General features: G+C 69.1%; 25 protein-coding genes. 12 read left to right on the top strand and 13 right to left on the bottom strand.

The genetic code is table 11. The features are described 5' to 3' along the window. Nucleotides 1–4: 4 nt before the first annotated feature. Nucleotides 5–2,902: a glycoside hydrolase family 48 protein gene (locus Ato02nite_RS35535; protein ID WP_246607866.1), complete on the bottom strand. Its 2,898-nt coding sequence runs from the start codon at nt 2,900–2,902 to the stop codon at nt 5–7. 62 nt (nt 2,903–2,964) lie between these two features. Continuing rightward, nucleotides 2,965–5,640 carry a cellulose binding domain-containing protein gene (locus tag Ato02nite_RS35530; RefSeq protein WP_213011068.1) on the bottom strand — a complete coding sequence of 892 codons (2,676 nt, stop codon included), beginning with the start codon at nt 5,638–5,640 and terminating at the stop codon, nt 2,965–2,967. Between the two features lie 359 nt (nt 5,641–5,999). Between Ato02nite_RS35530 and Ato02nite_RS35525 the strand changes: the two genes are divergently transcribed. The 4 genes from Ato02nite_RS35525 to Ato02nite_RS35510 all read left to right on the top strand — a co-directional run bounded on the left by Ato02nite_RS35525 (nt 6,000) and on the right by Ato02nite_RS35510 (nt 11,023). Further along, nucleotides 6,000–7,364 (top strand): UDP-glucose dehydrogenase family protein, encoded by a 1,365-nt coding sequence (locus Ato02nite_RS35525; protein ID WP_213011067.1) that lies wholly within the window; start codon nt 6,000–6,002, stop codon nt 7,362–7,364. 284 nt (nt 7,365–7,648) lie between these two features. Then, complete coding sequence (locus tag Ato02nite_RS35520) at nt 7,649–9,019, top strand: ABC transporter substrate-binding protein (RefSeq protein ID WP_213011066.1); 1,371 nt, start codon at nt 7,649–7,651, stop codon at nt 9,017–9,019. Nucleotides 9,020–9,164: 145 nt separating this feature from the next. Further along, nucleotides 9,165–10,109: a carbohydrate ABC transporter permease gene (locus Ato02nite_RS35515; protein ID WP_213011065.1), complete on the top strand. Its 945-nt coding sequence runs from the start codon at nt 9,165–9,167 to the stop codon at nt 10,107–10,109. Further along, on the top strand, nt 10,109–11,023 hold the full coding sequence (locus Ato02nite_RS35510) for a carbohydrate ABC transporter permease (protein WP_213011127.1): 915 nt from the start codon (nt 10,109–10,111) through the stop codon (nt 11,021–11,023). The genes Ato02nite_RS35515 and Ato02nite_RS35510 overlap by 1 nt, the downstream gene beginning before the upstream one ends. Nucleotides 11,024–11,065: 42 nt before the next feature. Here Ato02nite_RS35510 and Ato02nite_RS35505 read toward each other — a convergent pair whose 3' ends face one another. Continuing rightward, nucleotides 11,066–11,941, bottom strand: coding sequence for an SDR family oxidoreductase (locus Ato02nite_RS35505; RefSeq protein WP_213011064.1), 876 nt, complete (start codon nt 11,939–11,941; stop codon nt 11,066–11,068). Nucleotides 11,942–12,028: 87 nt separating this feature from the next. Between Ato02nite_RS35505 and Ato02nite_RS35500 the strand changes: the two genes are divergently transcribed. From Ato02nite_RS35500 to Ato02nite_RS35490, 3 genes are all read left to right on the top strand, one after another. After that, complete coding sequence (locus tag Ato02nite_RS35500; RefSeq protein WP_213011063.1) at nt 12,029–12,607, top strand: TetR/AcrR family transcriptional regulator; 579 nt, start codon at nt 12,029–12,031, stop codon at nt 12,605–12,607. A gap of 78 nt (nt 12,608–12,685) precedes the next feature. Next, nucleotides 12,686–13,519, top strand: coding sequence for a hypothetical protein (locus Ato02nite_RS35495; RefSeq protein ID WP_213011062.1), 834 nt, complete (start codon nt 12,686–12,688; stop codon nt 13,517–13,519). A gap of 114 nt (nt 13,520–13,633) precedes the next feature. Then, a complete protein-coding gene (locus Ato02nite_RS35490; RefSeq protein WP_213011061.1) occupies nt 13,634–14,467 on the top strand; it encodes an SAM-dependent methyltransferase in 834 nt (277 codons plus the stop codon). 16 nt (nt 14,468–14,483) lie between these two features. On the opposite strand, the gene Ato02nite_RS35485 is transcribed toward Ato02nite_RS35490, so the two are convergent. After that, a complete protein-coding gene (locus Ato02nite_RS35485) occupies nt 14,484–15,053 on the bottom strand; it encodes an NADPH-dependent FMN reductase (protein WP_213011060.1) in 570 nt (189 codons plus the stop codon). A 62-nt stretch (nt 15,054–15,115) separates the two neighbouring features. Between Ato02nite_RS35485 and Ato02nite_RS35480 the strand changes: the two genes are divergently transcribed. Next, nucleotides 15,116–15,478 carry a MerR family transcriptional regulator gene (locus Ato02nite_RS35480; RefSeq protein WP_213011059.1) on the top strand — a complete coding sequence of 121 codons (363 nt, stop codon included), beginning with the start codon at nt 15,116–15,118 and terminating at the stop codon, nt 15,476–15,478. 128 nt (nt 15,479–15,606) lie between these two features. On the opposite strand, the gene Ato02nite_RS35475 is transcribed toward Ato02nite_RS35480, so the two are convergent. The 5 genes from Ato02nite_RS35475 to Ato02nite_RS35455 all read right to left on the bottom strand — a co-directional run bounded on the left by Ato02nite_RS35475 (nt 15,607) and on the right by Ato02nite_RS35455 (nt 18,856). After that, nucleotides 15,607–16,290, bottom strand: coding sequence for a hypothetical protein (locus tag Ato02nite_RS35475; protein WP_213011058.1), 684 nt, complete (start codon nt 16,288–16,290; stop codon nt 15,607–15,609). A 457-nt stretch (nt 16,291–16,747) separates the two neighbouring features. Then, nucleotides 16,748–17,068, bottom strand: a complete 321-nt coding sequence (locus Ato02nite_RS35470) for a hypothetical protein (protein ID WP_213011057.1) — start codon at nt 17,066–17,068, stop codon at nt 16,748–16,750. A 72-nt stretch (nt 17,069–17,140) separates the two neighbouring features. Beyond that, a complete protein-coding gene (locus Ato02nite_RS35465; protein WP_213011056.1) occupies nt 17,141–17,758 on the bottom strand; it encodes a hypothetical protein in 618 nt (205 codons plus the stop codon). Nucleotides 17,759–17,869: 111 nt separating this feature from the next. Beyond that, the gene (locus tag Ato02nite_RS35460) at nt 17,870–18,076 is read right to left on the bottom strand and encodes a hypothetical protein (RefSeq protein ID WP_213011055.1); all 207 of its coding nucleotides are present in this window, start codon (nt 18,074–18,076) and stop codon (nt 17,870–17,872) included. 87 nt (nt 18,077–18,163) lie between these two features. Beyond that, the gene (locus Ato02nite_RS35455; RefSeq protein ID WP_213011054.1) at nt 18,164–18,856 is read right to left on the bottom strand and encodes a chromosomal replication initiator protein DnaA; all 693 of its coding nucleotides are present in this window, start codon (nt 18,854–18,856) and stop codon (nt 18,164–18,166) included. Here Ato02nite_RS35455 and Ato02nite_RS35450 point away from each other — a divergent pair. Beyond that, nucleotides 18,843–19,553, top strand: coding sequence for a hypothetical protein (locus Ato02nite_RS35450; protein WP_213011053.1), 711 nt, complete (start codon nt 18,843–18,845; stop codon nt 19,551–19,553). The two genes, Ato02nite_RS35455 and Ato02nite_RS35450, sit on opposite strands and share 14 nt — an antisense overlap. 111 nt (nt 19,554–19,664) lie before the next feature. Here Ato02nite_RS35450 and Ato02nite_RS35445 read toward each other — a convergent pair whose 3' ends face one another. From Ato02nite_RS35445 to Ato02nite_RS35435, 3 genes are all read right to left on the bottom strand, one after another. Continuing rightward, nucleotides 19,665–19,958, bottom strand: coding sequence for a VOC family protein (locus Ato02nite_RS35445; RefSeq protein WP_213011052.1), 294 nt, complete (start codon nt 19,956–19,958; stop codon nt 19,665–19,667). 86 nt (nt 19,959–20,044) lie between these two features. Beyond that, nucleotides 20,045–21,538: a glycerol kinase GlpK gene (glpK, locus tag Ato02nite_RS35440; protein WP_213011051.1), complete on the bottom strand. Its 1,494-nt coding sequence runs from the start codon at nt 21,536–21,538 to the stop codon at nt 20,045–20,047. 17 nt (nt 21,539–21,555) lie between these two features. Further along, the gene (locus Ato02nite_RS35435; RefSeq protein WP_213011050.1) at nt 21,556–22,317 is read right to left on the bottom strand and encodes an IclR family transcriptional regulator; all 762 of its coding nucleotides are present in this window, start codon (nt 22,315–22,317) and stop codon (nt 21,556–21,558) included. Between the two features lie 123 nt (nt 22,318–22,440). Between Ato02nite_RS35435 and Ato02nite_RS35430 the strand changes: the two genes are divergently transcribed. Genes Ato02nite_RS35430 through Ato02nite_RS35420 form a run of 3 tightly spaced genes read left to right on the top strand, consistent with a single transcriptional unit; the run spans nt 22,441 to nt 26,484 of the window. Next, nucleotides 22,441–23,277, top strand: coding sequence for an MIP/aquaporin family protein (locus Ato02nite_RS35430; protein ID WP_213011049.1), 837 nt, complete (start codon nt 22,441–22,443; stop codon nt 23,275–23,277). Further along, nucleotides 23,270–24,787: a glycerol kinase GlpK gene (glpK, locus tag Ato02nite_RS35425; RefSeq protein WP_213011048.1), complete on the top strand. Its 1,518-nt coding sequence runs from the start codon at nt 23,270–23,272 to the stop codon at nt 24,785–24,787. Before Ato02nite_RS35430 ends, glpK (Ato02nite_RS35425) begins: the two co-directional genes overlap by 8 nt. Before the next feature lie 2 nt (nt 24,788–24,789). Further along, the gene (locus Ato02nite_RS35420; RefSeq protein WP_213011047.1) at nt 24,790–26,484 is read left to right on the top strand and encodes a glycerol-3-phosphate dehydrogenase/oxidase; all 1,695 of its coding nucleotides are present in this window, start codon (nt 24,790–24,792) and stop codon (nt 26,482–26,484) included. Here the strand turns inward: Ato02nite_RS35420 and Ato02nite_RS35415 are convergent. Continuing rightward, a complete protein-coding gene (locus Ato02nite_RS35415; protein WP_213011046.1) occupies nt 26,481–26,900 on the bottom strand; it encodes a nitroreductase family deazaflavin-dependent oxidoreductase in 420 nt (139 codons plus the stop codon). The two genes, Ato02nite_RS35420 and Ato02nite_RS35415, sit on opposite strands and share 4 nt — an antisense overlap. Nucleotides 26,901–26,903: the final 3 nt, after the last annotated feature.

Below are 26,903 nucleotides of genomic sequence, written 5' to 3'. Positions count from 1 at the left end.
CCTCTCAGCCGTTCGGGAACAGGCGGGCGAAGTCGGCGTAACCGGTGGCCACGTCGACCTGGGCCCAGAAGCGGTGGTAGTTGAACGTGGGTGCGGCACCGCCGTCGAGGTACGCCTGGACCTTGGGGAAGTCCGGGTCGTTCTTGTAGAAGGAGCGGATGTCCAGGAAGGACTTGCCGGGGGCGATCACGTCGCCGTTCGGCATCTTGCCGGTCCAGCCCGGCGGGATGTAGAGACCCTGGCCGGTCGACGCGTTGTAGACGTCGTCGAATCGGTTGTAGTCGGCGCGGGTCTCGGTGACCGACACGCCCTTCGCGTCCTTCTTCGTCCAGATCGCGTCGAGCAGGTTCTTCGCGGCCGTCTTCGCCGCGGTGTCACCGGACTTGGCCGCGTAGTAGGTCAGCAGCTTGGCGAACGAACCCGCCACGCCGAGGTCCTGACCCTTGCTGGTGACCGTCACGTGCAGACCGGTGTTCGCGGTCGGGCTGGACGGGTTCCAGGTGTTCGGCTTGCCGGACCAGGACATGTCCGACGGGATGGAGAAGCTGGTGGCGCTGATGGTCGAGTTGGCCAGGGCCCACGGGACCCACTTGTCCAGCACCGACTTGGCCTTGGCGTCACCGGTCGTGTAGTAGTACTCGGCCAGCCGCTCCAGGGACCAGGTCTGCATGCCGAACCACTGGTTGGACGGCGGGTCGGCGTAGACCGGCGCCTCGACGTAGGACAGGCCGTAGAAGGTCGGCGTGCCGGACGGCGGCGCCGAGTAGTTGCCGTTCCAGCTGTTGGTGGCACCACCGGCGATGGCACCCTCGGACGACTGCAGCCACTGGTAGAACTCGAGCTGCCGGTTCAGGCTGTTCTGCCAGTCCGTCTTGCCGGTGGCCGACTTCGGCGCGAAGGCGCTGACGTTGGACATGATGTAGGCGGCCATCGGGTTCTGGTAGCCGAAGTGGCTGGTGCTGGAACCGATGCGCCACGCCCAGCCGGCGCTGGTGTCGTAGGCACCGCCCCAGGCGTAGTACCAGGACATCAGGTTGTTGGAGGCGTTCTTGCCGGTGCCGGCCGGGCAGCTGGTCGAGGTGCAACCGGGCTGCTTGAAGTACTTGTCGTAGAACGAGTACCGCAGGTAGTCACCCATCTTGGCGGCGTTGGCCACCGCGGTGGAGATCTGCGAGGCCTTGCCCTGCTGGGTGGCCCAGGTGTACGCCCAGTACGCCGCCTGCACCGCGCGCGAGTCCGCGTCCGGCGCGTTGGTGTACTTCCACTGCTTGGCGTAACTGGAGTCCTTGGTGAACAGGTCCAGGTAGCCGTTCGGCCCACCGGCGGTGAAGGTGTCGCAGGACGGCTGCGGGACGGTCTCCCACGTCGACTCCTGCGCCCCGCGCTGGAAGGTGTTGATGTAGGCGACCCGGGTGGTCTTGTCACCGCAGTGCCCGAAGCCGTAGACGTTGTCGACGTCCAGCAGCCAGTGCATGCCGTAGATGTCGTCGGTGCCGTACGCGCTCTTCAGCTCGGACGCGAGCGGGTCGGAACCGACCGACACGCTGGCGTCGAGTGCCGACGGGTACTGCGACGGCAGCGGGTACTCGGCCGCGTAGGTGGCCGGCTTCGACGCGTTGTAGTTGGCGTTGGTGGGCTGGTCGGCGTGCGACGGGATGATGTACTTCTCCATCGTCGACCACGCCGCGTTGAACGGCGCCCAGTCCTCGGTCGTCGACCCGTGCTCGGCTTCCAGCCACAGCCAGTAGCTGAACGCCTCGGACGTGGTCTCGTGACCCTGGTCCGGCGCCTCGTCGATCAGTGTCTCGATCGAGTGGTACGGCACACCCTCGGGGCTGAAGTAGCCGTTCGACGGGTTCTTGATGTCGTTGTACATCTGGGTGAACCGGGCGTCGACCGCTCCCGCGGTGACCACGTTCGCCGTCACCGTGGCGGCCGTGTAGCCGGTCGCGGTGGCCGAGAACGTGGCGTTGGTGCCGCTCGCGGCCGCGGCGGTCGCCGCGACCGTGACGGTCTGGCCGGTGCTCCAGTTCGACGGCGTGAAGGTCAGCGACGCCGGCGTGGCCGAGACCGTGGTGGCCCCGGCGCTGCGGGCGACCGCCACCGTCACGTTCGCGGTCGGCGCCGACGAGAGCGCCAGCTTGAACGTCGAGCTCGCGCCGGGAGCCACGGTCACACCGGTGGCGTCGGCGACGATCGCCGGCGAGGTGCTGGCGTCGACGAAGACCGGCACGTCGGCGGTGCTGCTCTTGGTGCCGGCGCTGTCGTACGAGATGGCCTGCAGGTGGTAGGCCGCGGTCTGGGTCGGCACGCCGGCCCAGGTGTACGCGTACGGCGCGGCCGTGTCGGTGTTGAGCAGCAGGCCGTCGTGGTAGAACTCGACCTTGCTGATCGTCTGCCCACTGGCCGCGGTCGCGGTGGCCGCGATCGGGATGCTCGCCGGGGCGGTGTAACGGGTGTTCGCGGCCGGCGACGAGATCGCCACGGTCGGCGCGGCGGCCGCGCCGTTGCACGCGGTGCCGTTGAGGCTGAACGCCGTCGGCACCGGGTTGGCCGAGCCGAAGGTGCCGTTGAAGCCGGTGCCCACCGTCGCGTTCGTGCCGATGCTGCCGTTCCAGCTCGTGTTGGTCACCGTGACGTGCTGGCCGGACTGGGCGTACGTGCCGTTCCAGCCCTGTGCCACCTTCTGCCCGGCGTCCGGGAAGTCGTACTCGAGCTTCCAGCTGCTCACCGGGTCACCGGCGTTGGTGATCTGGATGTCGCCGGTGAAGCCGCCGGACCATTGGCTCTGCACCTTGTAGACGATGGTGCAGCCGGCCGCGGCATGGGCGGGGACGCCCGCGGCCAGGGCGACGCCGGCACCGAGGACGACGGTGCCGCCGACTGCCAGCCCTCGGCGCAAGCGCCTCAGGCGTCTCTCTCGTGGGAGCACGGGGATTCCTTTCGTGGGGGTTGGGGAGCGGCTCAGCTGGTCGCCGAGCAAGCGATGGCTGAGGGGACCGGGTTGGTGGTGCCGGCGGTGCTCGCCAGGAAGCCGAACGTGGTGGACCCGTTCGCGACGATCGCGCCGTTGTAACTGGCATTGACGACCCGGACGTCAGTGCCGGTCTGCGTGCCGGTGCCGTTCCACACCTGCGAGATGGTCTGGCCGGCGGTGAACGTCCAGGTCACCGTCCAGCTCTTGGTCGCGACCGCGCGGGTGTTCTGGACGGTCACCTCACCCTGCATACCGCCGCCCCACGATCCGGTGATCTTGTAGCTGGCGGTGCAGGTCGGGGTGGTGCCGGTCGGCCCGGTGGTCGGGGGCGAGTCGGTGGTGGGGACCGGCGTCGGCGAGGTGGTGGTCGGCACCACCGTGGGCGTCGTGGTCGGCGTGGCCGGCGACGTCGTCGGCGCGGTGGTGGCCGTCGTGGTGCGGTCGGCGTAGAGGATCCCGCGGCCGTTGGTGCCCAGGTAGACGCGCCCGAAGACGTTCGGGTCACCGGCGAGCGCGTCGCCGGCGTTGCCGTACTGGTGGGCGTCGTCGTTGATCCGCACCCAGGAGGTGCCGGCGTCGTCGGAGCGGAAGACGCCGGTGACGCCGTCGACCGTGCCGACCAGGAAGATCGCCTTGTGGCTCTGGCCCGGGGCGGCCTTGCCGAAGGCGACGTTGATGCCGGAGGTCACCGAGGTGACCTTGGTGAAGGTGCTGCCGGAGTCGGTGGATCGGAACAGTCCACTTTCGCCGGCGACCCAGACCTCACCCTCGGTTCCGGGTACGGCCTTCAGGTGCAGCCGGCCGGTGGTGGGCAGCGTGACGGACGACGCCGTGAACGTCGCTCCGCCGTCTTTGCTGGTGTAGAACTTCCCCGCGGCGTACGCGTAGAAGGTCTTGGGGTTGACCCGATCCGATTCCACGATCGCGCCGGCCGGAAGGCCGGCGGACGCGGTCCACGAGCTGCCGCGCGTGGTCGAGTAGTAGACCCCGGTTCCCTGCGGCGACCAGACCATGTACCCGGCGTCGGCGCCGACCGCGATGGTGCCACCGCCGGTCACCCCCGACGGTTCCTGACCCTGGTACCAGTTCTTGCCACCGTCGGAGCTGATCCCGATGTGCGGGGCCGCATCAGCGTTTCCGACTCGCGCGAACACCGTGGGCGTGAGTTCGGCGAAGTCGAGGGACGTGTTGCTGCCCAGCGCAGGGGTGTCGTGGAAGTTGGCCGGCACCGCGTCGAGCGACGCGTGGTAGAAACCGCCGATGTCGCCGAGTGCGCTGACCAGCGGTGCGCCGGTCGGCGGTGCGGCGAGGTCGAGGACCGCGGTCTCCTCGATGCCCTTGGCCAGCGGCTTGATCGTGATGGTGGAGCCGGCGTCCCAGTTGGTCAGGTTCGTGGTGCTGTAGACCGTGGCGCCGGTGCCGTAGAGCATCCGGCTGGAGTTGAACGGGTCGATCGCGAGGGTCTCGTTCATCCAGCCGAGCTTCGGAGTGGCCTCGGGCGGCTGCGGGTTGGTGTTGAAGTCCAGCCACGGGTTGGCCGAGATGTCGATCGTGTACCGCTTCGACATGCTGGGATAGCTGGTCCAGTCCCAGGCGCGGGTCCAGGTGGCGCCGTAGTCGGTGCTCCGGAAGAAGATCGCGTCCGGCCACCAGGAGATCTGGGTGGCAACCATGAGGGTGCCGGGCTTTTGCTGATCAACCGTGAGTCCGCTGTAGCCGTAGTAGGCGTCGGCGGCCGGTGTCGGGGTGATGTCGGTCCACCCGCCCGTCGAGATCTGATATTTCCAGACCTGTCCGGCGGCTCCGTCGTACGGCCCACCGGTGTCGCTGGTGGAGATGAACAGATAGTCGCCCTGGACGACGCCCTTGTGCGCCAGATAGCCGGTCGGCTGGCCGGCGATCCGGGTCCAGGTGGAGCCGCCGTCGTTCGACCGGTAGACCGGGTTCTCCTTGTCGGCCACCCCGACGAAGACCTGGTTGGCGGCACCGAACGTGACCCAGGTCAGGCCCTGGTTCTGGTTCAGGTAGTTGTTGGTGTCGGCCGGGTCCTGCACGTAGTTGCCGGCGTTCGGGAAGGTGGTGACCTTGCTGAACGTGACGCCGTAGTCGGTGCTCCGGTACAGGCCGTTGCCACCCTCGGCGGCGAAGTACACGTTCTTGTTGTTGTTCGGGTCGACGGCCAGGCGCTCCCCCATGCCGCGGCCGGGCATGTTGCCGCCGTTCTTGAACGGCAGCGTGGTGATCTGCCAGGTGTTGCCCTTGTCCGAGGACCGCAGGATGGCGCCGTTGTTCGGATCCCAGTCGTTGGTGTACATGCCGACCGCGGCGTAGACCCGGTTGGTGTCGACCGGGTCGGGCGCGATGGACAGGACGCCGTTGTAACCCCAGTTGTTCTGGCCGACCCAGTCGAGCAGCGGTGTCCAGCTCTGGCCGGTCTCGTTCCATCGGTAGGCGCCACCGATGTCGGTGCGGGCGTAGATCAGGTTCTTCTCGCCCGGGTTGAAGACGACGGCCGGGACGAAGCCGCCTCCGTCGATCCGGACGTTCTTCCAGTTGTACGGGTCAGCCGCGGCGGCGGACGCCGTGTTGGGCTGGGCCAGGGCGACCGCCAACGCCCCGGCTAACAGGGCGGCGACGCTTGCCCCGATGGCTAGCCTTCTCATCCGGCACCTTCCATTGACGTACGTGCACATGGGAGCGCTCCCAGTGCAGCGTCGGGTCCGAGACACATCCCTGTCAAGACCTGGAAACCCGGAGTTGACAATCGTGGATATTTTGGCCGCCCCGGCCGCGTCGGACCGCGCCTTTGTCATCCCGTTCTCGGAATTGACTGCGATAAATTGCTTAAAAACGTTCAGCAACGCCCCGAAATGGGCCGACCACTTACCGTCAACCTGATGGACGTTTTGGTCACCCGGATGCGTTTTCCGCGCTGTGTATCATCTGGCCTGATTGCACGAGCGACACCGGGGGTAGACAACGATCCGGCAAGCGGATCGGGCCGGCGGTGGAGGAGCGTTACATGAAGGTTTGCGTCGTCGGTACCGGGTATGTCGGCCTCACCACCGGAGTGAGTCTCGCCTTCCTCGGGCACCAGGTGACCTGCGTCGATCTGGACCAGCAAAAAGTCGACATGCTCAACGGCGGACGCTGCCCGATCTACGAGCCCGGCATGGACGACCTGCTCGCCGAGGCCGCGCCCAATCTGACCTTTACCACCAGCTACACCGACGCCGTGCCGGGCGCCGACGTGGTGTTCGTCGCGGTGCAGACTCCGTCCGCCCCCGACGGCAGCCCCGACCTGCGCTATCTGCGCTCGGCCGCGGAGAGCGTGGCGCAGAACCTCGACCACAGCTTCACCGTGGTGGTGAACAAGTCGACCGTGCCGATCGGCAGCGGGAACTGGGTGGACGCGATTCTGCGCGAGTCCTTCGCCCAGCGTGCGGAGCGGCCGGCCGGCTGCGAATTCTCGGTGGCCTCGAACCCCGAGTTCCTGCGTGAGGGCAACGCGATCCACGACACCCTCTTCCCCGACCGGATCGTGATCGGCTCCGACAATCCGCGCAGCCTCGAGGTGCTCAACCAGCTCTACCGGCCGATCATCAACCAGACGTTCACGGCGCCGAGCTTCTCGCCGCGCCCGGACGACATCGGAGCGGTCCCGCTGGTCTCCACCGACCTCGCCTCGGCCGAGCTGATCAAGTACGCGGCCAACGCGTTCCTGGCCCTGAAGATCAGCTACGCGAACGAGATCGGCCAGCTGGCCGCCAAGGTCGGTGCGGACATCACCGAGGTCACCCGGGGCATGGGCCTCGACCAGCGGATCGGTTCCCGCTTCCTGCAGGCCGGCGTCGGCTGGGGCGGTTCCTGCTTCGGCAAGGACACCCGGGCGCTGATCGCCACCGCGGCCGAGTACAACTACTCGATGCCGATCGTGCAGGCCGCCCGCGAGGTCAACGAACGGCAGCGGCTGATCGCCGTCGAGCGCCTGCAGGACGAGCTGCGCATCCTCAAGGGCCGCAAGATCGGGCTGCTCGGCATCGCGTTCAAGCCGAACACCGACGACCTGCGTGACTCCCCCTCGCTGGACATCGCGAACTTGCTCTTGGCCCGGGGTGCCCGGGTGCGGCTGCACGACCCGATCGCCGGCGAGCGTTTCCGGCGGGAACAGCCCGCCCTCGCGCCCTATCTGAGCGAATCGCTGGACGACCTGTTCGACGATTGCGACGCGGTGGTGCTGGTCACCGAGTGGGCGCAATACCTCGAGCTCGACTGGAGCAAGTTCGTCGGTCTGATGCGTACGCCGATCCTGCTCGACGGCCGGCACGTGCTGGACGCCGACCGCATGGCGCGGCTCGGTTACAAATACCTGGCAATCGCCGGGTAAGCCCGATTTAGGCAAGACACACCGGCCGTCCCACCGGATATCCCAGATATCCGGGCGGGGCGGCCGCTTTGCGACTAGGGTCGCTAGAGGGGCTTTGGGGGCGTGACCAGCGGTTCTCCCTTAACCGGTTAAGGTGACCGGGACACCGCTGCCGTATCGTTACCGAGTCGATCAAGCGGAAATCATTGCGCAACGTCCCGGTTACCTCTTGACTGTGAGCCAAGTAGCGCTTCGGACGGCGACGTCCTCGGACGTCGGAGGCGCGATTTGACATAGGGAGCGGTATGTTCGGTCAACCTACGAGCCCGCGTTTTCGGGCCGTGCTCGCCGGCACGCTGAGCGCCGGGCTGGTTTTCAGCGTGGCTGCCTGCGGTGGCGACGATGACTCCGACAGCGACACGACGACCGACGCCTCGGCGTCGGCGATCGACTGTTCGCCATACACCAAGTTCGGGGACATCAAGGGCAAGACGATCTCCATCTACACCGGAATCGTCACCCCTGAGGACACCCCGCACATCAACTCGTACAAGCCTTTCGAGACCTGCACCGGTGCCACGGTGAAGTACGAGGGTGACAAGTCCTTCGAGACCCAGATCCTGGTGCGCGCCAAGGCCGGCAACCCGCCGGACCTCGCCATCGTGCCGCAGCCCGGCCTGCTCAAGCAGCTCGTGGCCACCGGCAAGGCGGTCGTGGCGCCCGATGAGGTGTCGGCCAACGTCGACAAGTTCTGGGGCAAGGACTGGAAGGCGTACGCCACGGTCGACGGCAAGTTCTACGGTGCCCCGCTGGGCGCCAGCGTGAAGTCCCTGGTGTGGTACTCGCCGAGCGAGTTCAAGGACTCCGGCTACGAGGTCCCCACCACCCTCGACGCGCTGAAGACCCTCAGCGACAAGATGGTCGCCGACGGCAAGAAGCCGTGGTGCGCGGGCATCAACTCCGGTGACGCCACGGGCTGGCCGATCACCGACTGGATGGAAGACTTCATGCTCCGCACCGCCGGTGTGGACGAGTACGACAAGTGGGTCAACCACCAGATCGCGTTCAACAGCCCCGAGCCCACGGCCGCGCTCGACGCCGTCGGCGCCTACCTGAAGAACGACAAGTACGTCAACGGCGGTCTCGGCGACGTCAAGAGCATCGCGACCACGACGTTCCAGGACGCCGGCCTGCCGATCCTCGACGACCAGTGCGAGATGCACCGCCAGGCCAGCTTCTACGCGGCCAACTGGCCCAAGGGCACCAAGGTGGCCGAGGACGGCGACGTCTTCGCGTTCTACCTGCCCGGCAAGGACGCGACCGCCAAGCCGGTTCTCGGCGGCGGCGAGTTCGTGCTGGCGTTCGCGGACCGCCCGGAGGTCAAGGCGTTCCAGACCTACCTGTCGTCGGACACCTGGGCCAACACCAAGGCCAAGCTGTCCAGCGGCTGGGTCTCGGCCAACAAGGGTCTCGACCCGAACAACCTGACCAGCCCGATCGACCAGCTCGCGGCCAAGATCCTGCTCGACCCGGCGACCCAGTTCCGGTTCGACGGTTCGGACCAGATGCCCGCCGCCGTCGGCTCCGACGCGTTCTGGAAGCAGGCGACCAACTGGGTCACCGGCCAGGACACCAAGACCACGGTGGACAACATCGAAAAGGCGTGGCCGAAGTAAAGCAAGTGATCTGAATAGCTCCACCGGGGCCGGTCGGGAGGAAAATCTCCCGGCCGGCCCTACCCTCTCTCCTCTGAAAAAGCACGAAGGAGGTTCGGGTCGCGTGTTCAATGCCGCCTCCACCACCCCAGGCAAGCTGTTACAGATGCTCGCGGCACTCCTGCTGTTCGCCGCAATCATGGGCGTCATTCTTTTCATCGCCGGGCGACTCGGCCGCGGCAAGAGCGGTGACAAGTGGGTGGGGTACCTCTACCTCGCCCCGGCCGTACTGCTGCTGCTTGTCGGTCTGGTCTATCCGGGCCTGCGCACCATCTACGAATCGTTCTTCGACGCGGCCGGCAAAGGCTTCATCGGATTCGACAACTACAAGACCATCTTCACCGACAAGGACGAGCTGACCGTCCTTCGCAACACGGTGTTCTGGGTGGTGCTCACCCCGTTCGTGGCAACCGCGGTCGGCCTCCTGTACGCCATTCTGGTGGACCGGTCGCCGTTCGAGTCGGCCGCCAAGGCACTGATCTTCCTGCCGATGTCGATCTCCTTCGTGGCGGCCTCGGTCATCTGGAAGTTCATGTACGAGTACCGCCCCGACCAGGGCAACGTGAAGCAGATCGGCCTGATCAACCAGATCATCGTCTGGCTCGGCGGCAAGCCGGTCCAGTTGCTGATCGAGTCGCCGCTCAACACGTTCCTGCTGATCATCGTGATGATCTGGATCCAGGCCGGCTTCGCCATGACCATCCTCTCGGCGGCCATCAAGGCGATCCCGGACGACATCATCGAGGCCGCGCGGCTCGATGGCGTCAACGCCTGGAGCATGTTCAAGAACATCACGCTGCCCAGCGTGCGGCCGACCGTCGTGGTCGTGCTCACCACCATCGGTATCGGCACGCTGAAGGTCTTCGACATCGTCCGCACCATGACCGGCGGCCAGTTCAAGACCAACGTCGTGGCGAACGAGTTCTACAGCCAGACGTTCCGGGCCGACAACCAGGGCCTCGGTGCCGCGCTCGCGGTGCTGCTGTTCATCCTGGTGATCCCGATCGTGGCGTACAACATCCGCCAGGTCCGTCAATCGTCGGAGGCATGATGAGCACCATTACTCCCCTGACGACCGGGCCGGCTCTCACCCCCAAGCCGGAGACGGCCTCGTCGATCGCGAAGAAGAAGCTCAGCTCGCCGTGGGCGTCGCTGGCCGCGATCGTCATCGCGGTGCTGTGGACGCTGCCCACGTTCGGCCTGCTGGTCTCGTCGTTCCGGCCGGAGCGGGCAATCAAGCGCACCGGCTGGTGGACGTTCTTCAGTGACCCCCAGGTCACGATGGACAACTACAAGGCGGTGTTCGGCCAGGACGGTGGCGTCAACCTCGGCGACTACTTCATCAACTCACTGGTGATCTGCATCCCCGCGGTGCTGATCCCCCTCGCGCTGGCGTCGATCTCCGCGTACGCCTTCGCCTGGATCAACTTCAAGGGCAAGAACTTCCTGTTCCTGGCCATCTTCGCGCTCCAGATCGTGCCGCTGCAGGTCACCCTGATCCCGGTTCTCGAGATCTTCGTGAAGCTGCATCTCACCGGCTCGTTCTGGACGCTGTGGCTGGCCCACTCGACGTTCGCCCTGCCGCTCGCCATCTACCTGCTGCACAACTTCATGCAGGAGATCCCGGCCGGCCTGATCGAGGCCGCCCGGATCGACGGCGCCGGCCATGTGTCGATCTTCTTCCGAGTGATGCTGCCGCTGCTCACCCCCGCGCTGGCGGCATTCGGCATCTTCCAGTTCCTGTGGGTCTGGAACGACCTGCTGGTCGCGCTGGTCTTCGCCGGCGGCGGCAACGAGGTAGCACCGATCACCCTGCAGCTGGCCAACCTGAGTGGTACGCGAGGCACTGCCTGGCAACTCCTCTCGGCGGGCGCCTTCGTCTCGATCATCGTCCCGGTGACGGTGTTCCTGCTGCTGCAGCGCTACTTCGTCCGCGGCCTGCTGGCCGGCAGCGTCAAGGGCTAGGTTTATTCGGGTGGGGGGCCTTTCAAGGCCCCCCACCTTCTTTCAGGGCTGGATGTTCTCCAGGTCCGCCAGCAGGTTCGGGTGTACCGGCTTCCAGCCGAGCGTCTCCCGGGTGTAAGCGCTGGACGACGGCTGGTCGGTGGCGAAGATCGCGCCGAGCGGCCCGAAGTTCTCCTCCGGCAGCTCCTGGACCGGCAGGCCGAGCCGCCGGCCGATCACCGCGGCGATGTCCCGCACCCGGTCCCCCTCGTCGTCCACGGCGTGCCAGGCCGTCCCGGCCGGCGCCTGCTCCAGGGCGAGCCGGAAGAGGACCGCCGCGTCCAGCGCGTGCACGGCCGGCCAGCGCTGGGTGCCGTCGCCCGGGTAACCGGAGACACCGGCCTGGCGGGCGATCTGGGTCAACAATCCCGCGAAACCGCCGTCGCCGTTGTTGTGGACCGTGCGCGGCAGCCGGATTGCCGAGCTCCGCACTCCGGTAAGTCCGAGAATCGCGGTGACCGTGCGGCCCCGGCCGCCGACGATCCCGTCGGTCGGCAGCGGGTCGGTCTCGGTGGACAGCCGGCCCGGCACCCAGGGCGTGCCGGAGACCGTGACCAGGGGCCGGTCGCTGCCCTGCAGCTCCTCCCCCAGCGCGGTGAGGGCGGCAGTCTCCTCGGCCACCGACCGCGCGACGGCCTCAGCGCTGCTGAAGTCGTTGGAGAAGGCCAGGTGGATGACGCCGTCGGCCCGCTTGGCGCCGGCCCGGATGACGTCCAGGTCGGCGAGGCTCCCGCGCAGCGCCTCGGCGCCGGCCTCCTCGACGGCTTTCGCGGACGCGTCGGAGCGCGCGAGAGCGAGAACGGTGTGACCGTGGCCGAGAAGCTCGGCGACGACGGCGGAGCCGATCAGGCCGGTACCGCCGGTGATGAAGACGCGCATGAAGCTCTCCCGCGAGTGATGGGACTCTTGTCCCGTCAAACGCTACACCCCGATGGGACTCTTGTCCCATCACCTATGATGGGAGCCATGGGTCGATGGGAACCGGGCGCGCGCGAACGCCTCGTCCTGGCGGCCGTCGATCTGTTCACCGAGCAGGGCTACGACGCCACCACGGTCGCGCAGATCGCCGAGCGCGCCGGGGTCACGAAAAGCACCTTCTTCCGGCACTTCCCCGACAAGCGCGAGCTGCTGGTGGCCGGTCAGGAGACGCTGAGCCGCCTGCTGACCGAGGGCATCGCCGAGGCGCCGGCCGGGGCCTGCCCGCTCGAGGCGATCGCCGCCGGCCTGGAGCGCGCGTGCAGCGCGATGGGCCCGCTCAATCGCGAGCTGGCCCCCCGGCTGAAGGCCGCGGTCGCCGCCAGCGCCGAGCTGCAGGAGCGCGACGCCCTCAAGAGCGTCAGCCTCGCCGCCGCGATGACGGAGGCCCTGACCGCCCGGGGCGTGCCCGGCCCGACCGCGGCACTCGCCGGCGAGCTGGGCGTCCTGGCCTTCAAGCGAGGCTTCGCCACCTGGTCGGAGAGCAACCACGACACCGGCGAGGAACTCGCGCGACTCACCCGGGCCGCCCTCGACGATCTCAGAGCGGCCACCGCGTCACTGGGCTGACCGGTTTGTTCAACTCCGTCCGCGTCGGCGACAATGGCCCAATTGTCCGGTCTAGTCATATTCGCTGCGAGGACCCTGGTGACAGTGCCATCCACGATCTCCCGCCCGTTCACCATCTTCGCCGCGTGCCTGGTGCTGACCGCCGGCGTCGTCCTACCGGCATCCGCCGCCGAGGCCGGCACGGCGCGGACCGCAGCGTGCCGGTTCGTAGCGGTCGACGACGGCAGCAGCACGCCCGCTCCCGCCGCCGCTCACCATTACCGGACACGCTTCGCGGTGCCGGCGACCGCGATCGCCTTCACCAGCCCGGACGGCTTCGGTGGCCGCCAGTACATCCTCGGCCCACCGAACGGGACCTGCGTCGCCCACAGCGGCCTGGACCAGGACTTCCAGCAGCAAATCACGCTGCCCGGACAGCGCACACCCGCGTTCGAGCAGGTCTTCGGCGCGGGCGGCGACTACCAGCTGCCGTACGGATGCCGATATCTGCCGTCGATCCGCCCCTTCGCGTATCCGGGGTCCCCGCCGGACTGCATCGCCCCGCCCGCCACCGAGCACGTCGAACCGCTGATCACCGGCATGCCGACCCTGCCCGCCGCACTCGTACGGGTCGAGCCGAACGTGTCCGACCCGCAGCTGAGCACGACCGGCACCGATCCGGTCCTCGCCGTCGTTCTCGCCTTCGACCTCGGCGGCGACGATGCCGACCCGAACTATCGGGCCGTCACGACCTCCTTCGCCGACTGCCGGTTGACCCCGGCGACCACCGCCACCTGCATCGCGTCCCTGCGGATCTTCGTCGACCAGGCGATCGCCTTCCAACGCGGCTCCGTCAACTTCAAGGTCACCGGGGACCCCGGCGCCAAAATCGGCAAAGCCATCGCACGGTACGGGGCGTCCCCGGCCCGGTGAGGCGAAGCCGCGGTTTCCCGTCGCTGCCGCTTCTCGACTCGACTGTGGTCGGTCCCTAAGATCTTGCGGGAGTCGGCTCTATTCCGAGCGACTCTCGCAAAGGAGATGCCACCGATGGGCGAGCAATCGGAGCCGGACCTCGGAAGCCGGGTAGACCTGCGCACCGACCGCCCGCACCCGGCCCGGGTGTACGACTACCTCCTCGGCGGCAAGGACAACTTCGCGGCCGATCGCGAGGCTGCCCACAAGGGCCTGCAAGCCAATCCGGACAGCCGGATCCCGCCCCGGGAGAACCGGCTCTTCCTGCGCCGGGCGGTCCGGTACCTGGCCGAGCAGGGTATCGACCAGTTCCTGGACATCGGGACCGGGATCCCGAGCGCACCGAACGTCCACCACGTCGCCCAGGCGAGCAATCCCCGTTCCCGGATCGTCTACGTGGACAACGACCCCATCGTGCTGGCCCACGCCCGCGCACTGCTGACCAGTCACCCCGACGGCCGGACCGACTACATCGACGCGGACCTGCGCGACGTCGACACCATCCTGGGCTCGACCGCCCTGCGCAACACGCTCGATCTGAACCGCCCGGTCGGATTGCTCCTGATCGCGATCCTGCACTTCGTCGGTGACGAGCACGACCCGTGGAACCTCGTCGAGCGGCTCCTGGCCGCGTTGCCCACCGGCAGCTACCTGGCGTTGTCCCACCTGACCGGCGACTTCCGCCCGGAAGCGTGGGAGCAGGTGGCCGAGGTCTACCGCCGGCAGGGTGTCACCATGAAGGTCCGCCCCAAGCAGGAGATCGAACGCTTCTTCACCGGCCTCGAGCCGGTGGAGCCCGGGCTGCAGATCCTGCCCGCCTGGCGGCCCGATCTCGGCGAGCCCACCGGCCACCCGGCGCCGTCGGATGCGCAGGTCTCGGTCTACGGCGCGGTGGCCCGCAAGCCCTGATGCGCCGATGACCGACTCATCGCCCGGCGTACGGGCGCTCGCGGCGGGCGGTATGCAGGGTCTCCGTCCACCAGGCCAGTTCGTCCAGGGCCAGGTCCAGGCCCTTCGTCACGCTCTCCGGTGGGGTGTAGCCGGCCGGGCCCAGGTCGTACCAGGGTGTGGTCAGGCCCAGGACCCGGCGGGTGGTCACCACGTGCAGTTCGGCCAGGACGCCACGCAGGTGCTCGGTGGCCAGCAGGCCGCCCTGTACGCCGTACGAAATGATGGTTGCGGGTTTGAACATCCACTCGCGGTAGTGCCAGTCGATCGCTCGTTTCAGGCCGGCCGGGTAACTGTGGTTGTACTCGGGAGTGATGAACACATAGGCGTCCGCCCTGGTCAGGCGGTCGGTCAGGGCCGTCGGGCGGCCGCCGCCGGGCTGGAGGTGTTCGTCGTCGGGCAGGGTGGTCTCGGCCAGATCGATCAGGTCGGGCGGCGGGGCGCCCAGGGCCGCCGGGATGCGGGCCGCGGCCCAGTCGGCCACCGTTCGGCCCATGCGCTCGCCGCGCAGGCTGGCGGCGATCACCGCGTAGACAGGTTCGCTCATGAACGCAGCCTCGACGTTCAACCATTGTTGATGTCAAGCCGGGCGCGGCGCAGGATGGGGACATGACCGTCACCGCGTACACGAAATCGGTCGGTGAGGTGGCCGCCGAGAGCGGCGTGGCCGCCTCGGCCGTGCGCTTCTACGAGCAACACGGCGTCATCACCGCCGTGCGCACCCAGGGTGACCAGCGCCGGTTCGACGACAGCGCAGCGTGCCGGATCCGGGTCGCCAAGGTCGCGCAGCGGGTCGGCCTGACGATCCGCGAGATCGCCGACATCTTCGCGGCCCTGCCGCCCGACCCGCAGCCGGCCGACTGGGGCCGGGTCGCCGACACCCTGGTGGCCGAGGCGGAGGCCCGCGCCGCCGCGCTGCGCACCCACCTGGCCGCGATGTGCTCCGGCGCCCGCCTCTGCGACCTCGCCTGAGCCCTCTTCATCAGTACGGCGGCCGGTTGTGCCACCAGCGCAAGCCGGCCCCCGGCCGCCCCGGCGAGCAGCACCAGCACGCTCACGGTCAGAGCCGTCCGCCGTCGCATACCCGGCAGTAAAGCACCTCACTCCTTGGCCAGATCCCGTTGCCTCACGTCGCACTGGCTCAGCGGTTCCTTCCCGGCACCCCGGTAGGCGCGGGCGAGATAGACCACCGGGACGTATCCATAGGCACCGTGCTCATCGCCTTGCGTGAGCAACCAGTAGTGGTCGGTCTTGCCGTCCCAGGCGATCGTCTCGCCCGGCAGATAGCACGCGAAGTATTGCGGTGCCTGGGATGCCCGCAGATCGTCGACGCCTTCCGCCGCCTCCGACGGGGATTTGCGGACGCGTAGTTCGTCGCTCGGCTGCCGCCACGGGATGTCGCAGAGAAACGGCAGCTCCTCGTACGGTGGCTGGTCGACGGAGCGGCAGGCGTTCGCCGAATCGGCTGCCTCGGCGCGGCCGCGTGGCACGGTCCACACCACCACGAATCCCGCGAGCAGGACCACGATCGCGAAGCAGAGGACGAACTGGTGGGCGGTCAGGCGCGGGCTCCGGGGCAGCACCCGGGTTTCCGGATGGTCGAGCTGCCTGGCCTTCGACCTCTCCACCGCCAGGGCCGCCACCGCACTGACGATGAACGCACCGAGCACGGCGATCCACTTCCACGACGCCTGATCGGCCACCTTGTTGATCGAAAATTCCATACCGGCGGCGACCAGCACGGACGCGGCCGCCTCGACGATGACCCGGAAACTTTTTGACATTGACGAGCCCCGATCCTCGTACTCTCGCCTGAGCTCGAAGCTAACCGTGGAGGGCCGCGCCGCCGAGCGCACCTTCCGTGATCTGTCAGTTCCCGGGCCCGGCCGGGCCGCTCCCGGAAGGGGGAAACGGTTATCGCCTTCCCGACAGTTGTCCGCACCGCCCGGTGCCCGTCTGGTCCACTTGCCACCCTGACGGCGGCGGTGGGCACGACGAGGTGAGGGCGAAGTGCGGTGGCGGAGCTTGATCGCGATCGCGGTGCTGCCGTGCCTCGTGATCGTGGTCGCGACCGTGCAGGGGCTGGCGATGAACATCGCCACCAACGACCCCGGACCGGTCCTGAAGCCGATCGCGTCCGCGCCGATGCGATGGGTCTTCGCGAGCACCGTCGCGCTCGGCCTTCTCACGGTGCTCGGCTACTGGTGGGCGCGCCGGGAAGATCCGGAGGCGAGAGCACGGCTACGGCGGCAGCGCGAGTTCGCCCGAGGCCTGCCCGTCGTTGCCGGGCCGGACGTTCCGGTCCAGGGCTGGCAGCGCAGTTTCGTGCCGCCGCTCGTGACGGTCGATGAGGGGCGCCGGCCTCGCCGGTTGTCGCGCACGCTGCGGCGGCATCGCCACGGCGTGCTCGTTCTCGAGGGCGACGCGCTGGCCGGCAAGACGACGGCGCTGCGTCACCACACCGATCGAGGCGGCCGGCGTGGCGGCCGCCTCGCCGTCTACGTGCCGCTCGGCAGCTTCCGGCCCGCCACGACTCCGGATTTCGCGAGCCTCTACCAGCACATCGAGAGAACGGTCACCACGGCCGGCGGCACAGCGATCGGCGACGGGCAGCGCGAGCAGTTCGGCGAGCTGCTACGCGACGGCCGCCTGCTGCTGCTCTTCGACGCGTTCGACGAGATCCCAGCGGTGCTGGCAGCCGGGGAGAGTGCGGTCCACGGATACGCCAAGGCGATCCTCGACTTCGCCGCGCAGACCGGCTGCCCGGCGGTGGTCGCCTCCCGGCCGCTGCCCGCGCTGACGGCGCTGAGGCTGCGGCGGGCCCGGATGACCGCCCTGTCCGCCCGCCGGCGGCGCGACCTCGTCCGGCGGAACGCCGGCCTCTCCGACACCGACCGCGCGCGAGTCCTCGCCGACCTGGACCGGTTGCCGCCGGCGCTGAGCCCCTTCGCCGAGAACCCCTTCCTGCTCGACCTCGCCTGCCGCTGTGTTGCGACCACCGGGCGGTTCCCGGCGACCGTGCACGCCGCCTTCGACGAGTACTTCCGCGCCCTGCTGCGCGACGACGACCTGCTCGCCCGCGCCGCCGGGACGGCGTTCCGGATGATCCGCCGGGACGAGGAGGCGCAGCCCGGTGACGACGACGTCCTGCGTACGCTCCTGGACTGCGGCCTTACCGAGAGCCGTGACACCGCCGCCGGGCCGATCCTCGCCTTCCGGCACCGGCGTTTCCAGGAGCACCTGGCCGCCCACGCGGCACTCGCCGACCCGACCTTGATCGGCCCGGCCGAGCTGGTGGCCGACAGACGGTGGGCCGAGATCGCCGTCTCCGTGCTGCAGAGCGGCTCCGCAGCCGGGAAGGCGCTACTCGCCGAGATCGAGACCCGGCTGGTCAGCCGGCGACCGGACACCGGCGACGACCGTCCGCCGTGGCCCGCCGACGTCCCACGGCTGCTCGCCATCCTGGCCACCGCGCTCGGCGGGACGGGCCGCGAGATCCCGCCCGCAGTGCAGCTCACCGCCGGTGAGGCGTTGCTGCGCGGCTGGCGCACCGGACTGCGGCACGATCACCTGCGCGTCCTCGAAATGCTCGCGGTCGCGCCCGAGGCGGTCCGGCTCGGCATCCTGGTCAACGCGCTGGAGTCACCCAGCCCGCTGCTACGCCGCGAGGCGACCCGGCAGGCGTTCGGCCTCACCGACCCGCCCGATCTCGTACGCCGTTCGCTGCGTGGCGAGTTCTTCCGGGTCTGGGCCACCGCGGGCCCGTTCCGAGCCCGGTCGCGTACCAGGGACTTCCTGCGCCGCCTCGATCCCGCCGCCGACACCGCCGGCCAGGAGCTGCGGGCGGCCGACCGGCTGCTGCGCGCCGTCACCGCCATCGACCTCCTGCTGCTGGGCACCGCCCTGACGGCACTGGTCACGTTCCGGGGCATGCCACCGACCGCGGCCGGCGGCATCCTCGTCGTCGCGCATCTCGCGCTTTGGCAGCGCCGTAACGGGCTCGGCCACTCGGCGCTGCCGGCCGTCTTCCACCTGTCCCCCGTGCTGTGGACGATGCCGTTGCAGCGGGCCGGCAGCCTTCAGAACCGGGTCATGGGCCGCCTGCTGCGGCTCGGCTCCGCCGTCGTGCTCGTCGTGTGGGCCGTCCGCGGACCCGGGCCGGTCGGGCTCTCCGTCGCCGCCGGCGCGGCCTGCGTATATGCAGCGGTCTGGTCCGACTGTGCGATGGATCTGATCCTGATCGGCCGCCCGCCGCCACGGCGGCGCTGGCCGTTCGTGCCCGTGCTGTGGTTCTTCCGCGATCGCGGTCTGCCTTTTCGACGCCCGGCTCCAGGAGATGTTTACCGCCACGGTGGCGGTGGTGCTGGCCGTCCTGGGGGGCACCGCGGCGATCTGGATCCTGAGCGGACTGGTCAAAATCGGCCAGCTGATTCTGATCGCCATGGGTCTGCTGGAGCCGTCGGTGCCGGAGCCGCACGTCGAGCCGACCGACCCGGTGGACACTCGGACCGTCCTCACCTTCCTGGCCGTGGGCCTCGCGTTCCTCTTCCAATCGATCTTCGTGTTCGCCGCCTGGAACGAGCGCACGGCTTGGAAGAAGGCCGCCCGGCAGCTCCGCACGCTGCTGGCCCACGCCGCCGATCCGATCACTCCGAGCCGTCTGATCGCCCTGCTGGAGCAGGCCGGCGACTGGCGGCACGTCCACCGCACGGTCGCCCTGGCCCGGCGGCACCCGGGCGGTCTGCTGCCGGAGACCCTCACCTTCGTCGACGACCTGGTGGCGGCGCAGAGCATCGGAGGGCACGTCCGCTTCCGGCCGGACACCTACGCCGAGACCGGCGGCCTGATCCTCGGTCGGAAGGCGCACGTCGAGCTGCCACCGGGAGCCGGACAGTCGTTCCGGGACTGGGCCGCCGCCAGCCGGAAGGCGCCCGACGTCATTCTCGCGCTCACCGATGTCGCCGTGGACCAGCTCGGGCTCCTGCTCGCCGACCACGGTGTCCTGACATCCGTGCTGCGCACGAGCCAGCCCAGTACGCCCGGTTGACGGGCGCCCGGTGGTGGTCGCCCTTGTCGATCAGGTCGACGATCCCGATGCGGAAGGTGGCCCGGAACGGCCCGGTGCCACGGAATGCCTCCGGCTCCGAAGCCGTGACGATCAGGGGTTCTCGACGTCGAACAAGCTCTCGTCGTGTGTGCTGCCGCCCGGGCCCTGTTGCTCCTCGCTCGGCACGATGTCCTCGTAGTAGCCCAGCCGGTTGCCCCACGGATCCTCGAAGTTGATGAAGCTGACGACTCCCGGAAGGGTGGTCACCGGGGAGGCGGCGACGCCGAGTTCGGACTCCACTCGCCATTCGAGGAAGTCGTCGTGCGGGGCGAAGTCCGGCTCCCTGGCGAACAGCGTCGCGTAGAACCGCCGGCCGGCCTCGATGTCACCCACGGGAAGTTGCAACGTCATTCCGCTGGGCCGCGCCTCGCCGCTCATACGGCCCAGTCGATCAGAGACCATTCCGCCGCGCAACGCCACGGGGGTTGTAGTCAGGCGGGGCGGGTCCAGTCGAAGGTGCGTTCCACCGCACGGCGCCAGTTGCCGTACTCGGCCGCCCGGACCGCCGGGTCCATCGTGGGTAGCCACTGGGCTGCCCGGTGCCAGTTCTGGCGCAGGCCCTCCAGGTCGGGCCAGTAACCCACCGCCAGGCCGGCCGCGTACGCCGCGCCCAGCGACACCGTCTCGATGGCCAGCGGGCGGACCACCGGCACGTCGAGCACATCGGCGATGAACTGCATCAGCAGGTTGTCGGCGGTCATGCCGCCGTCCACCCGCAGCGTGGTCAGGTCCAGGCCGGAGTCGGCGTTCATGGCGTCGACCACCTCACGGGTCTGCCAGGCCGTGGCCTCCAGCACGGCCCGCGCCAGGTGGCCCTTGGTGATGTAGGAGGTGAGGCCGACGATCACACCGCGTGCTTCGCTGCGCCAGTACGGTGCGTACAGGCCGGAGAAGGCGGGCACGATGTAGCAGCCGCCGTTGTCGGCCACCGTTCGGGCCAGGGTTTCGATCTCCGGAGCGCTGGCGATCAGTTCGAGCTGGTCGCGGAACCACTGCACGAGGGAGCCGGTGATCGCGATCGAGCCTTCCAGGGCGTACGCCGCCGGGCCGCCGGCCATCTGGTAGGCGACGGTGGTGAGCAGGCCGTGGGTGGATCGCACCAGTTCGGCGCCGGTGTTCAGGAGCAGGAAACTGCCGGTTCCGTACGTGCATTTGGCCTCGCCGGGCGCGAAGCAGGTCTGCCCGAACAGCGCGGCCTGCTGATCGCCGAGCGCGGCCCCGATGCGTACGCCTGGGAAGGCCGCCACGGCCGTCCCGAAGACGCCCACCGAGGGTCTGACCTCGGGCAGCATGGCCCGGGGAATCCCGAAGAAGGCCAGCGCGGCCGGCGACCAGTCGAGCGTGTGGATGTCGAGCAGCATGGTGCGGCTGGCGTTGGTGACGTCGGTGACGTGCAGGCCGCCGGTGAGTTTCCAGATCAGCCAGGTCTCCATGGTGCCGAAGAGGATCTCGCCGCGTTCGGCCCGGGCGCGCAGCTCGGGGTGGTGGTCGAGCATCCAGCGGACGCGCGGGCCGGAGAAGTACGTGGCCATCGGCAGCGCCGAGTCCTGGACGACCTGGTCGGCGCCCTCCGCCTCGGACAACGAACGCACGAGCGAGTCGGTCCGGGTGTCCTGCCAGACGATCGCGTGGCCGACCGGGTTGCCGGTGTCGCGGTCCCACAGCAGGGTGGTCTCGCGCTGGTTGGCGATGCCGAGCGCGGCGACCTGGGACGCGGTGATGCCGGCCCGGCGCAGCGCCTCGGGGGCGAGCCGTTCGACGTTGCGCCAGATCTCGGCGGCGTCGTGCTCGACCCAGCCGGGCTTGGGAAAGTACTGCTTGTGCTCGTGCTGGGCCAGGGAGACGAGGCGGCCGCGGCTGTCGAAGACGATGCACCGGGTGGACGTGGTGCCCTGGTCGATGGTGACGACGTAGTGCTCGGTCATGAGAGTCCTTTGCCAACCTAGCGACGGGCGGCTCCGAGGTCCTGGGAGATGGCGCGGGCCGCGTCCCGGACGTAGGCGACGAGATGCTGGTGGGGGTGGTAGTGGCTGTCGCAGATGCGTTCGACCAGGCCGCTGATGCCGAGGGCGCCGACGACCAGGCCGCCGTAGCCGCGGATCGGCGCGGCCACGGCCGCGATGCCGGGCGTCATCTCCTCGATGTCGGCCGCCCAGCCGGCCTCGTGCACGCGGTGGAGTTCGGCCGCGAGAGCCCGGGGCGTGAGGATCGTGCGGCGGGTGAAGCGGTCGAGTTGGCGGGGCGGGCCGACCGCCGCCGCCCGGTAGGCGACCAGCACCTTGCCGAGGGCGGTGGCGTGCAGCGGCAGCATGGTGCCGACGTCGAGGGTCTGGAACGTGTCGTCGGGGCGGAAGACATGGTGGACGATCAGGACCTGTCCGGCTCGGACGGTGCCGATCCGGACCGCCTCCCCGCTGCGGGCGGCGAGCGGGTCGGCCCAGTTGATCGAGCGGGAGCGCAGTTCGTTGACGTCGAGGTAGTTGGTGCCCAGATCCCGCAGGGCGGGGCCGAGCCGGTAGTAGCCGGAGACGCTGTCCTGTTCGACGAATCCGACGTGTTGCAGGGTGCGCAGGATGCCGTGGGTGGTGCCCTTGGCCAGGTCGAGCGAGCGGGCTATCTCGCCCAGGGGAAGACGCCCCGATCCGCCCGACAGCAGGCGCAGGACCGCGGCGGCCCGCTCGATCGACTGCACTGTTCCGGGCACGTTACCGACTCTATGCCACGATGTGAACGCGCACCGTGATCAATGTTCGGTAATGCCGAACGGCCGTCATTGCCGGTGCCTGTGCACCTACCTAGCGTCCGGAGGATCGAGCAAGGAGGGCACATGGCGGAACGATTCAAGATTCCGGGGTTGCTGGGCGAGCTTGCCGCCGAGTTCGCCGGAACCATGATCCTCATCCTCTTCGGCGTGGGCGTCGTCGCGCAGGTGGCCGGCGCCGGCATCGGTGATCACGACAGCATCGCCTGGTCGTGGGGCCTCGGCGTGACACTCGGCGTCTACGTGGCGGCCCGGGTCAGCGGCGCCCATCTCAACCCGGCCGTCACCATCGCGCTCGCGGTCTTCAAAGGCTTCGAGTGGCGCAAGGTGGCGCCGTACTCCCTGGCCCAGTTCCTCGGCGCGTTCGTCGCCGCCCTGCTGGTGCGCTGGAACTACACCGAGGTACTGCACGCCGCCGACCCCGGCCTGACGATCAAGACGCAGGGCGTCTTCTCCACCCTGCCGGGCAACGGAACGCTTCCGGTCGGCGAATGGGGAGCCTTCCGGGACCAGATCATCGGTACGGCCATCCTGCTGTTCCTGATCCTGGCCATCACCGACTCGGCCAACACGGCACCGCTCGCCAACCTGGCACCCGTGGTCATCGGCCTGCTCGTGGTCGCGATCGGGATGGCCTGGGGCACCAACGCCGGCTACGCGATCAACCCGGCCCGCGACTTCGGGCCGCGACTCGCCAGTTTCCTCACCGGGTACGGCGGGGCGATGCGCGATCAGACGGGTTATCTGTACTTCTGGATTCCGATCGTCGCCCCGATCATTGGTGGGTTGATCGGCGCCGGGCTGTACCAGGCACTGATCGGGCGGTTCCTGCCGTCCGAGGCACCGCAGGAGCCGGGCGAGATCCCGACCCAACGCGACAACGTGGAGGCAACGCATGGCTGACTTCGTCGGCGCCGTCGACCAGGGCACCACCAGCACCCGCTTCATGATCTTCGATCACGGCGGCAACGAGGTGGCCCGCCACCAGTTGGAGCACGAGCAGATCCTGCCGCAGGCCGGCTGGGTGGAACACAACCCGGTGGAGATCCTGGACCGTACGACCACGGTGGTGCGCACCGGCATGCAGAAGGCGAATCTGCAGGCCAGTGACCTGGCCGCGCTGGGCATCACGAACCAGCGGGAGACCGCGGTGGTGTGGGACCGCACGACCGGCCGGCCGTACTACAACGCGATCGTCTGGCAGGACACCCGCACCGACCGGATCGCGTCCGCCCTGGACCGGGACGGCCGCGGCGACGTCATCCGCCGCAAGGCCGGGCTGCCGCCCGCCACGTACTTCTCCGGCGGCAAGATCCAGTGGATTCTGGAGAACGTTGACGGGGTCCGCGCGGCGGCCGAGCGCGGCGACGCCATCTTCGGCAACACCGACAGCTGGCTGCTGTGGAACATGACCGGTGGCGTGGACGGGGGCAATCACGTCACCGACGTGACCAACGCCAGCCGTACGATGCTCATGGATCTTGAATCTTTGCAGTGGGACGACGAACTGCTGGGCTTCTTCGGGATCCCGCGCTCGATGCTCCCCGAGATCCGGCCGTCGTCCGACCCGAACACCTACGGCGTGGCCCGCTGGCCCGGGCCGCTGGGCGGCGAGGTGCCGCTCACCGGGGACCTCGGCGACCAGCAGGCGGCCACCGTCGGTCAGGTGTGCTTCTCCCCCGGCGAGGCCAAGAACACCTACGGCACCGGCAACTTCATGCTGCTCAACACCGGCACCGAGCTGGTCCGCTCGGAGAACGGCCTGCTCACGACGGTCTGCTACAAGTTCGGCGACGCCGCTCCGGTGTACGCGCTGGAAGGCTCGATCGCAGTGACCGGCTCGGCCGTGCAGTGGCTGCGCGACCAGCTCCACGTGATCAAGGACGCGGCCGCCAGCGAGGCCCTGGCCGCGTCGGTGCCGGACAGCGGCGGGGTGTACTTCGTGCCCGCGTTCTCCGGCCTGTTCGCGCCGTACTGGCGCTCCGACGCCCGCGGCGCGATCGTCGGGCTGTCCCGGTTCAACACCGACGCGCACATCGCCCGGGCCACCCTCGAGTCGATCTGCTACCAGAGCCGGGACGTGGTCGACGCGATGGCGCAGGACTCCGGGGTCACCCTGGACGTGCTCAAGGTCGACGGCGGCATCACCGCCAACAACCTGTGCATGCAGATCCAGGCCGACGTGCTCGGCGTACCGGTCAGCCGGCCGGTGGTGGCCGAGACGACCGCGCTGGGTGCCGCGTACGCGGCCGGTCTCGCCGTCGGTTTCTGGAAGTCGACCGACGAGCTGCGGGACAACTGGAACGAGTCGCAGCGCTGGCAGCCGACGTGGAGCGAGGAACAGCGCAGCACCGGCTACACCCGATGGAAGAAAGCGGTCGAGCGCACCCTCGACTGGGTGGACGTGGACTGATCATGGTTGCTCTGTCACCCCAATATCGGGACTCGGCGCTGGCCGCGCTGGCCGGCGCCGAGCTCGACGTCCTGGTCGTGGGCGGTGGCGTGGTCGGCGCGGGCTGCGCGCTGGACGCCACCACCCGCGGCCTGTCGACCGGCCTGGTCGAGGCCCGCGACTTCGCCTCGGGCACGTCCAGCCGCTCCAGCAAACTGATCCACGGCGGGCTGCGCTACCTGGAGATGCTCGACTTCGCGCTGGTCCGCGAGGCGCTGCGGGAACGCGGGCTGCTGCTGACCCGGCTCGCGCCGCACCTGGTCCGGCCGGTGCGCTTCCTCTACCCCCTGCTGCACCACGGCTGGGAGCGGGTCTACGCGGGCAGCGGGGTCACCCTCTACGACACCATGGCGCTGGGCGGCGGCCTCCCCCACCACCGCAACCTGACCCGGCGGGGTGCGCTGCGCGAATGCCCGGCGTTGAAGAAGGAGGCGCTGGTCGGGGCCCTGCAGTACTACGACGCCCAGGTCGACGACGCCCGGCACACCATGTTCCTGGCCCGCACGGCGGCCGCCTACGGCGCGCACGTCGCTTCCCGTACGAAAGTGGTGGGTTTTCTCCGGGAAGGTGAACGGGTCACCGGGGTTCGGGTCCAAGACCTGGAACACGACAGGACCTTCGAGGTACGGGCTCAGCAGGTGATCAACGCGACGGGTGTGTGGACCGACGACACCCAGGCCCTGGTCGGTGAGCGCGGCCAGTTCCACGTGCGCGCCTCCAAGGGCATCCACCTGGTCGTGCCGCGGGACCGCATCCAGTCCCGCACCGGCCTGATCCTGCGCACCGAGAAGAGCGTGCTGTTCGTCATCCCGTGGGGCCGGCACTGGATCATCGGCACCACCGACACCGACTGGACCCTCGACAAGGCCCACCCGGCCGCGTCCAGCACCGACATCGACTACCTGCTCGAACACGTCAACACGGTGCTGTCCACGCCGCTGTCCCGGGCCGACGTGCAGGGCGTCTACGCCGGCCTGCGGCCGCTGCTGTCCGGCGAGTCGGAGTCGACGTCGAAACTGTCCCGGGAACACACCGTGGCCAGTCCGGTGCCCGGCCTGGTCGTGGTCGCGGGCGGCAAGTACACGACGTACCGGGTGATGGCCCGCGACGCCGTCGACGCCTGCGTGCACGGGCTGGGCCGCTCGGTCCCGGCCTCCTGCACCCACGACGTGCCGCTGCTCGGCGCCGACGGGTACCCCGCCCTGTGGAATCGCCGCCGGGTGCTGGCCGCCGAATCCGGCCTGCACGTGGCCCGGGTCGAACACCTGCTGGGTCGCTACGGAACCCTGGTCACCGAGGTGCTCGACCTGATCCGGGACGACCCGTCGCTGGCCGCACCGGTGGAGGGCGCCGACGACTACCTGCGGGCCGAGCTGACCTACGCGGCCAGCCACGAGGGCGCCCGCCACCTGGAGGACCTGCTCACCCGCCGCACCCGCATCTCGATCGAAACCTTCGACCGGGGTGTCGCCGCGGCACCGGTAGCCGCCGCGCTGGTGGCCGGGGTGCTCGGCTGGACACCGTCGCAGACCGAGCGGGAGGTCGAGCACTACCGCCTGCGGGTCGAGGCCGAGCGGCGCTCCCAGGAGCAACTCGACGACGAGACCGCCGACGCCGCCCGGCTCGGGGCACCCGAGGTGGTGCCGCTGAGACCCTAGACCCGCTCGAGGACCACCACCGGGATCTCCCGGTCGGTCTTCTTCTGGTACTCGTCGTAGTCGGGCCACACCTCGGTCATCGCCGCCCACATGGCGGGCTTCTCGGCCGGGGTGGCGACCCGGGCGGTGGCGCCGAAGCGGTCGCCCTTGACCTGGACCTCGACGTTGGGGTCGGCGGACAGGTTCACGAACCAGGCCGGCGGCTCCGGCGCACCGCCCTTGGACGCGACGACGAGATAGGCGCCCTCGAACTCCCGGAAGATCAGGGCGTGCGAACGCTGCTCGCCCGACTTCCGGCCGGTGGTGAACAGGATCAGGATGGTGGTCCCGTTACGCCAGTGAAAGCCGTCCTCGCCGTTGGTCTCGAGGTAGCGCTCCACATGCGGAGCCCCGTGCAAATCGATCGCTGAACTCATGAT

Source organism: Paractinoplanes toevensis (genome assembly GCF_018332695.1).
GTDB classification, from domain to species: domain Bacteria; phylum Actinomycetota; class Actinomycetes; order Mycobacteriales; family Micromonosporaceae; genus Actinoplanes; species Actinoplanes toevensis.
This window is presented reverse-complemented; position numbering and strand designations above follow the sequence as displayed.

Coding starts and splice junctions, on each gene's coding strand:
- Ato02nite_RS35530 (WP_213011068.1), bottom strand. CDS start 5,640: ATGAGAAGGCTAGCCATCGGGGCAAGCGTCGCCGCCCTGTTAGCCGGG.
- Ato02nite_RS35525 (WP_213011067.1), top strand. CDS start 6,000: ATGAAGGTTTGCGTCGTCGGTACCGGGTATGTCGGCCTCACCACCGGA.
- Ato02nite_RS35520 (WP_213011066.1), top strand. CDS start 7,649: ATGTTCGGTCAACCTACGAGCCCGCGTTTTCGGGCCGTGCTCGCCGGC.
- Ato02nite_RS35515 (WP_213011065.1), top strand. CDS start 9,165: ATGCTCGCGGCACTCCTGCTGTTCGCCGCAATCATGGGCGTCATTCTT.
- Ato02nite_RS35510 (WP_213011127.1), top strand. CDS start 10,109: ATGAGCACCATTACTCCCCTGACGACCGGGCCGGCTCTCACCCCCAAG.
- Ato02nite_RS35505 (WP_213011064.1), bottom strand. CDS start 11,941: ATGCGCGTCTTCATCACCGGCGGTACCGGCCTGATCGGCTCCGCCGTC.
- Ato02nite_RS35500 (WP_213011063.1), top strand. CDS start 12,029: ATGGGTCGATGGGAACCGGGCGCGCGCGAACGCCTCGTCCTGGCGGCC.
- Ato02nite_RS35490 (WP_213011061.1), top strand. CDS start 13,634: ATGGGCGAGCAATCGGAGCCGGACCTCGGAAGCCGGGTAGACCTGCGC.
- Ato02nite_RS35485 (WP_213011060.1), bottom strand. CDS start 15,053: ATGAGCGAACCTGTCTACGCGGTGATCGCCGCCAGCCTGCGCGGCGAG.
- Ato02nite_RS35480 (WP_213011059.1), top strand. CDS start 15,116: ATGACCGTCACCGCGTACACGAAATCGGTCGGTGAGGTGGCCGCCGAG.
- Ato02nite_RS35475 (WP_213011058.1), bottom strand. CDS start 16,290: ATGTCAAAAAGTTTCCGGGTCATCGTCGAGGCGGCCGCGTCCGTGCTG.
- Ato02nite_RS35450 (WP_213011053.1), top strand. CDS start 18,843: ATGTTTACCGCCACGGTGGCGGTGGTGCTGGCCGTCCTGGGGGGCACC.
- glpK (WP_213011051.1), bottom strand. CDS start 21,538: ATGACCGAGCACTACGTCGTCACCATCGACCAGGGCACCACGTCCACC.
- Ato02nite_RS35430 (WP_213011049.1), top strand. CDS start 22,441: ATGGCGGAACGATTCAAGATTCCGGGGTTGCTGGGCGAGCTTGCCGCC.
- glpK (WP_213011048.1), top strand. CDS start 23,270: ATGGCTGACTTCGTCGGCGCCGTCGACCAGGGCACCACCAGCACCCGC.
- Ato02nite_RS35420 (WP_213011047.1), top strand. CDS start 24,790: ATGGTTGCTCTGTCACCCCAATATCGGGACTCGGCGCTGGCCGCGCTG.
- Ato02nite_RS35415 (WP_213011046.1), bottom strand. CDS start 26,900: ATGAGTTCAGCGATCGATTTGCACGGGGCTCCGCATGTGGAGCGCTAC.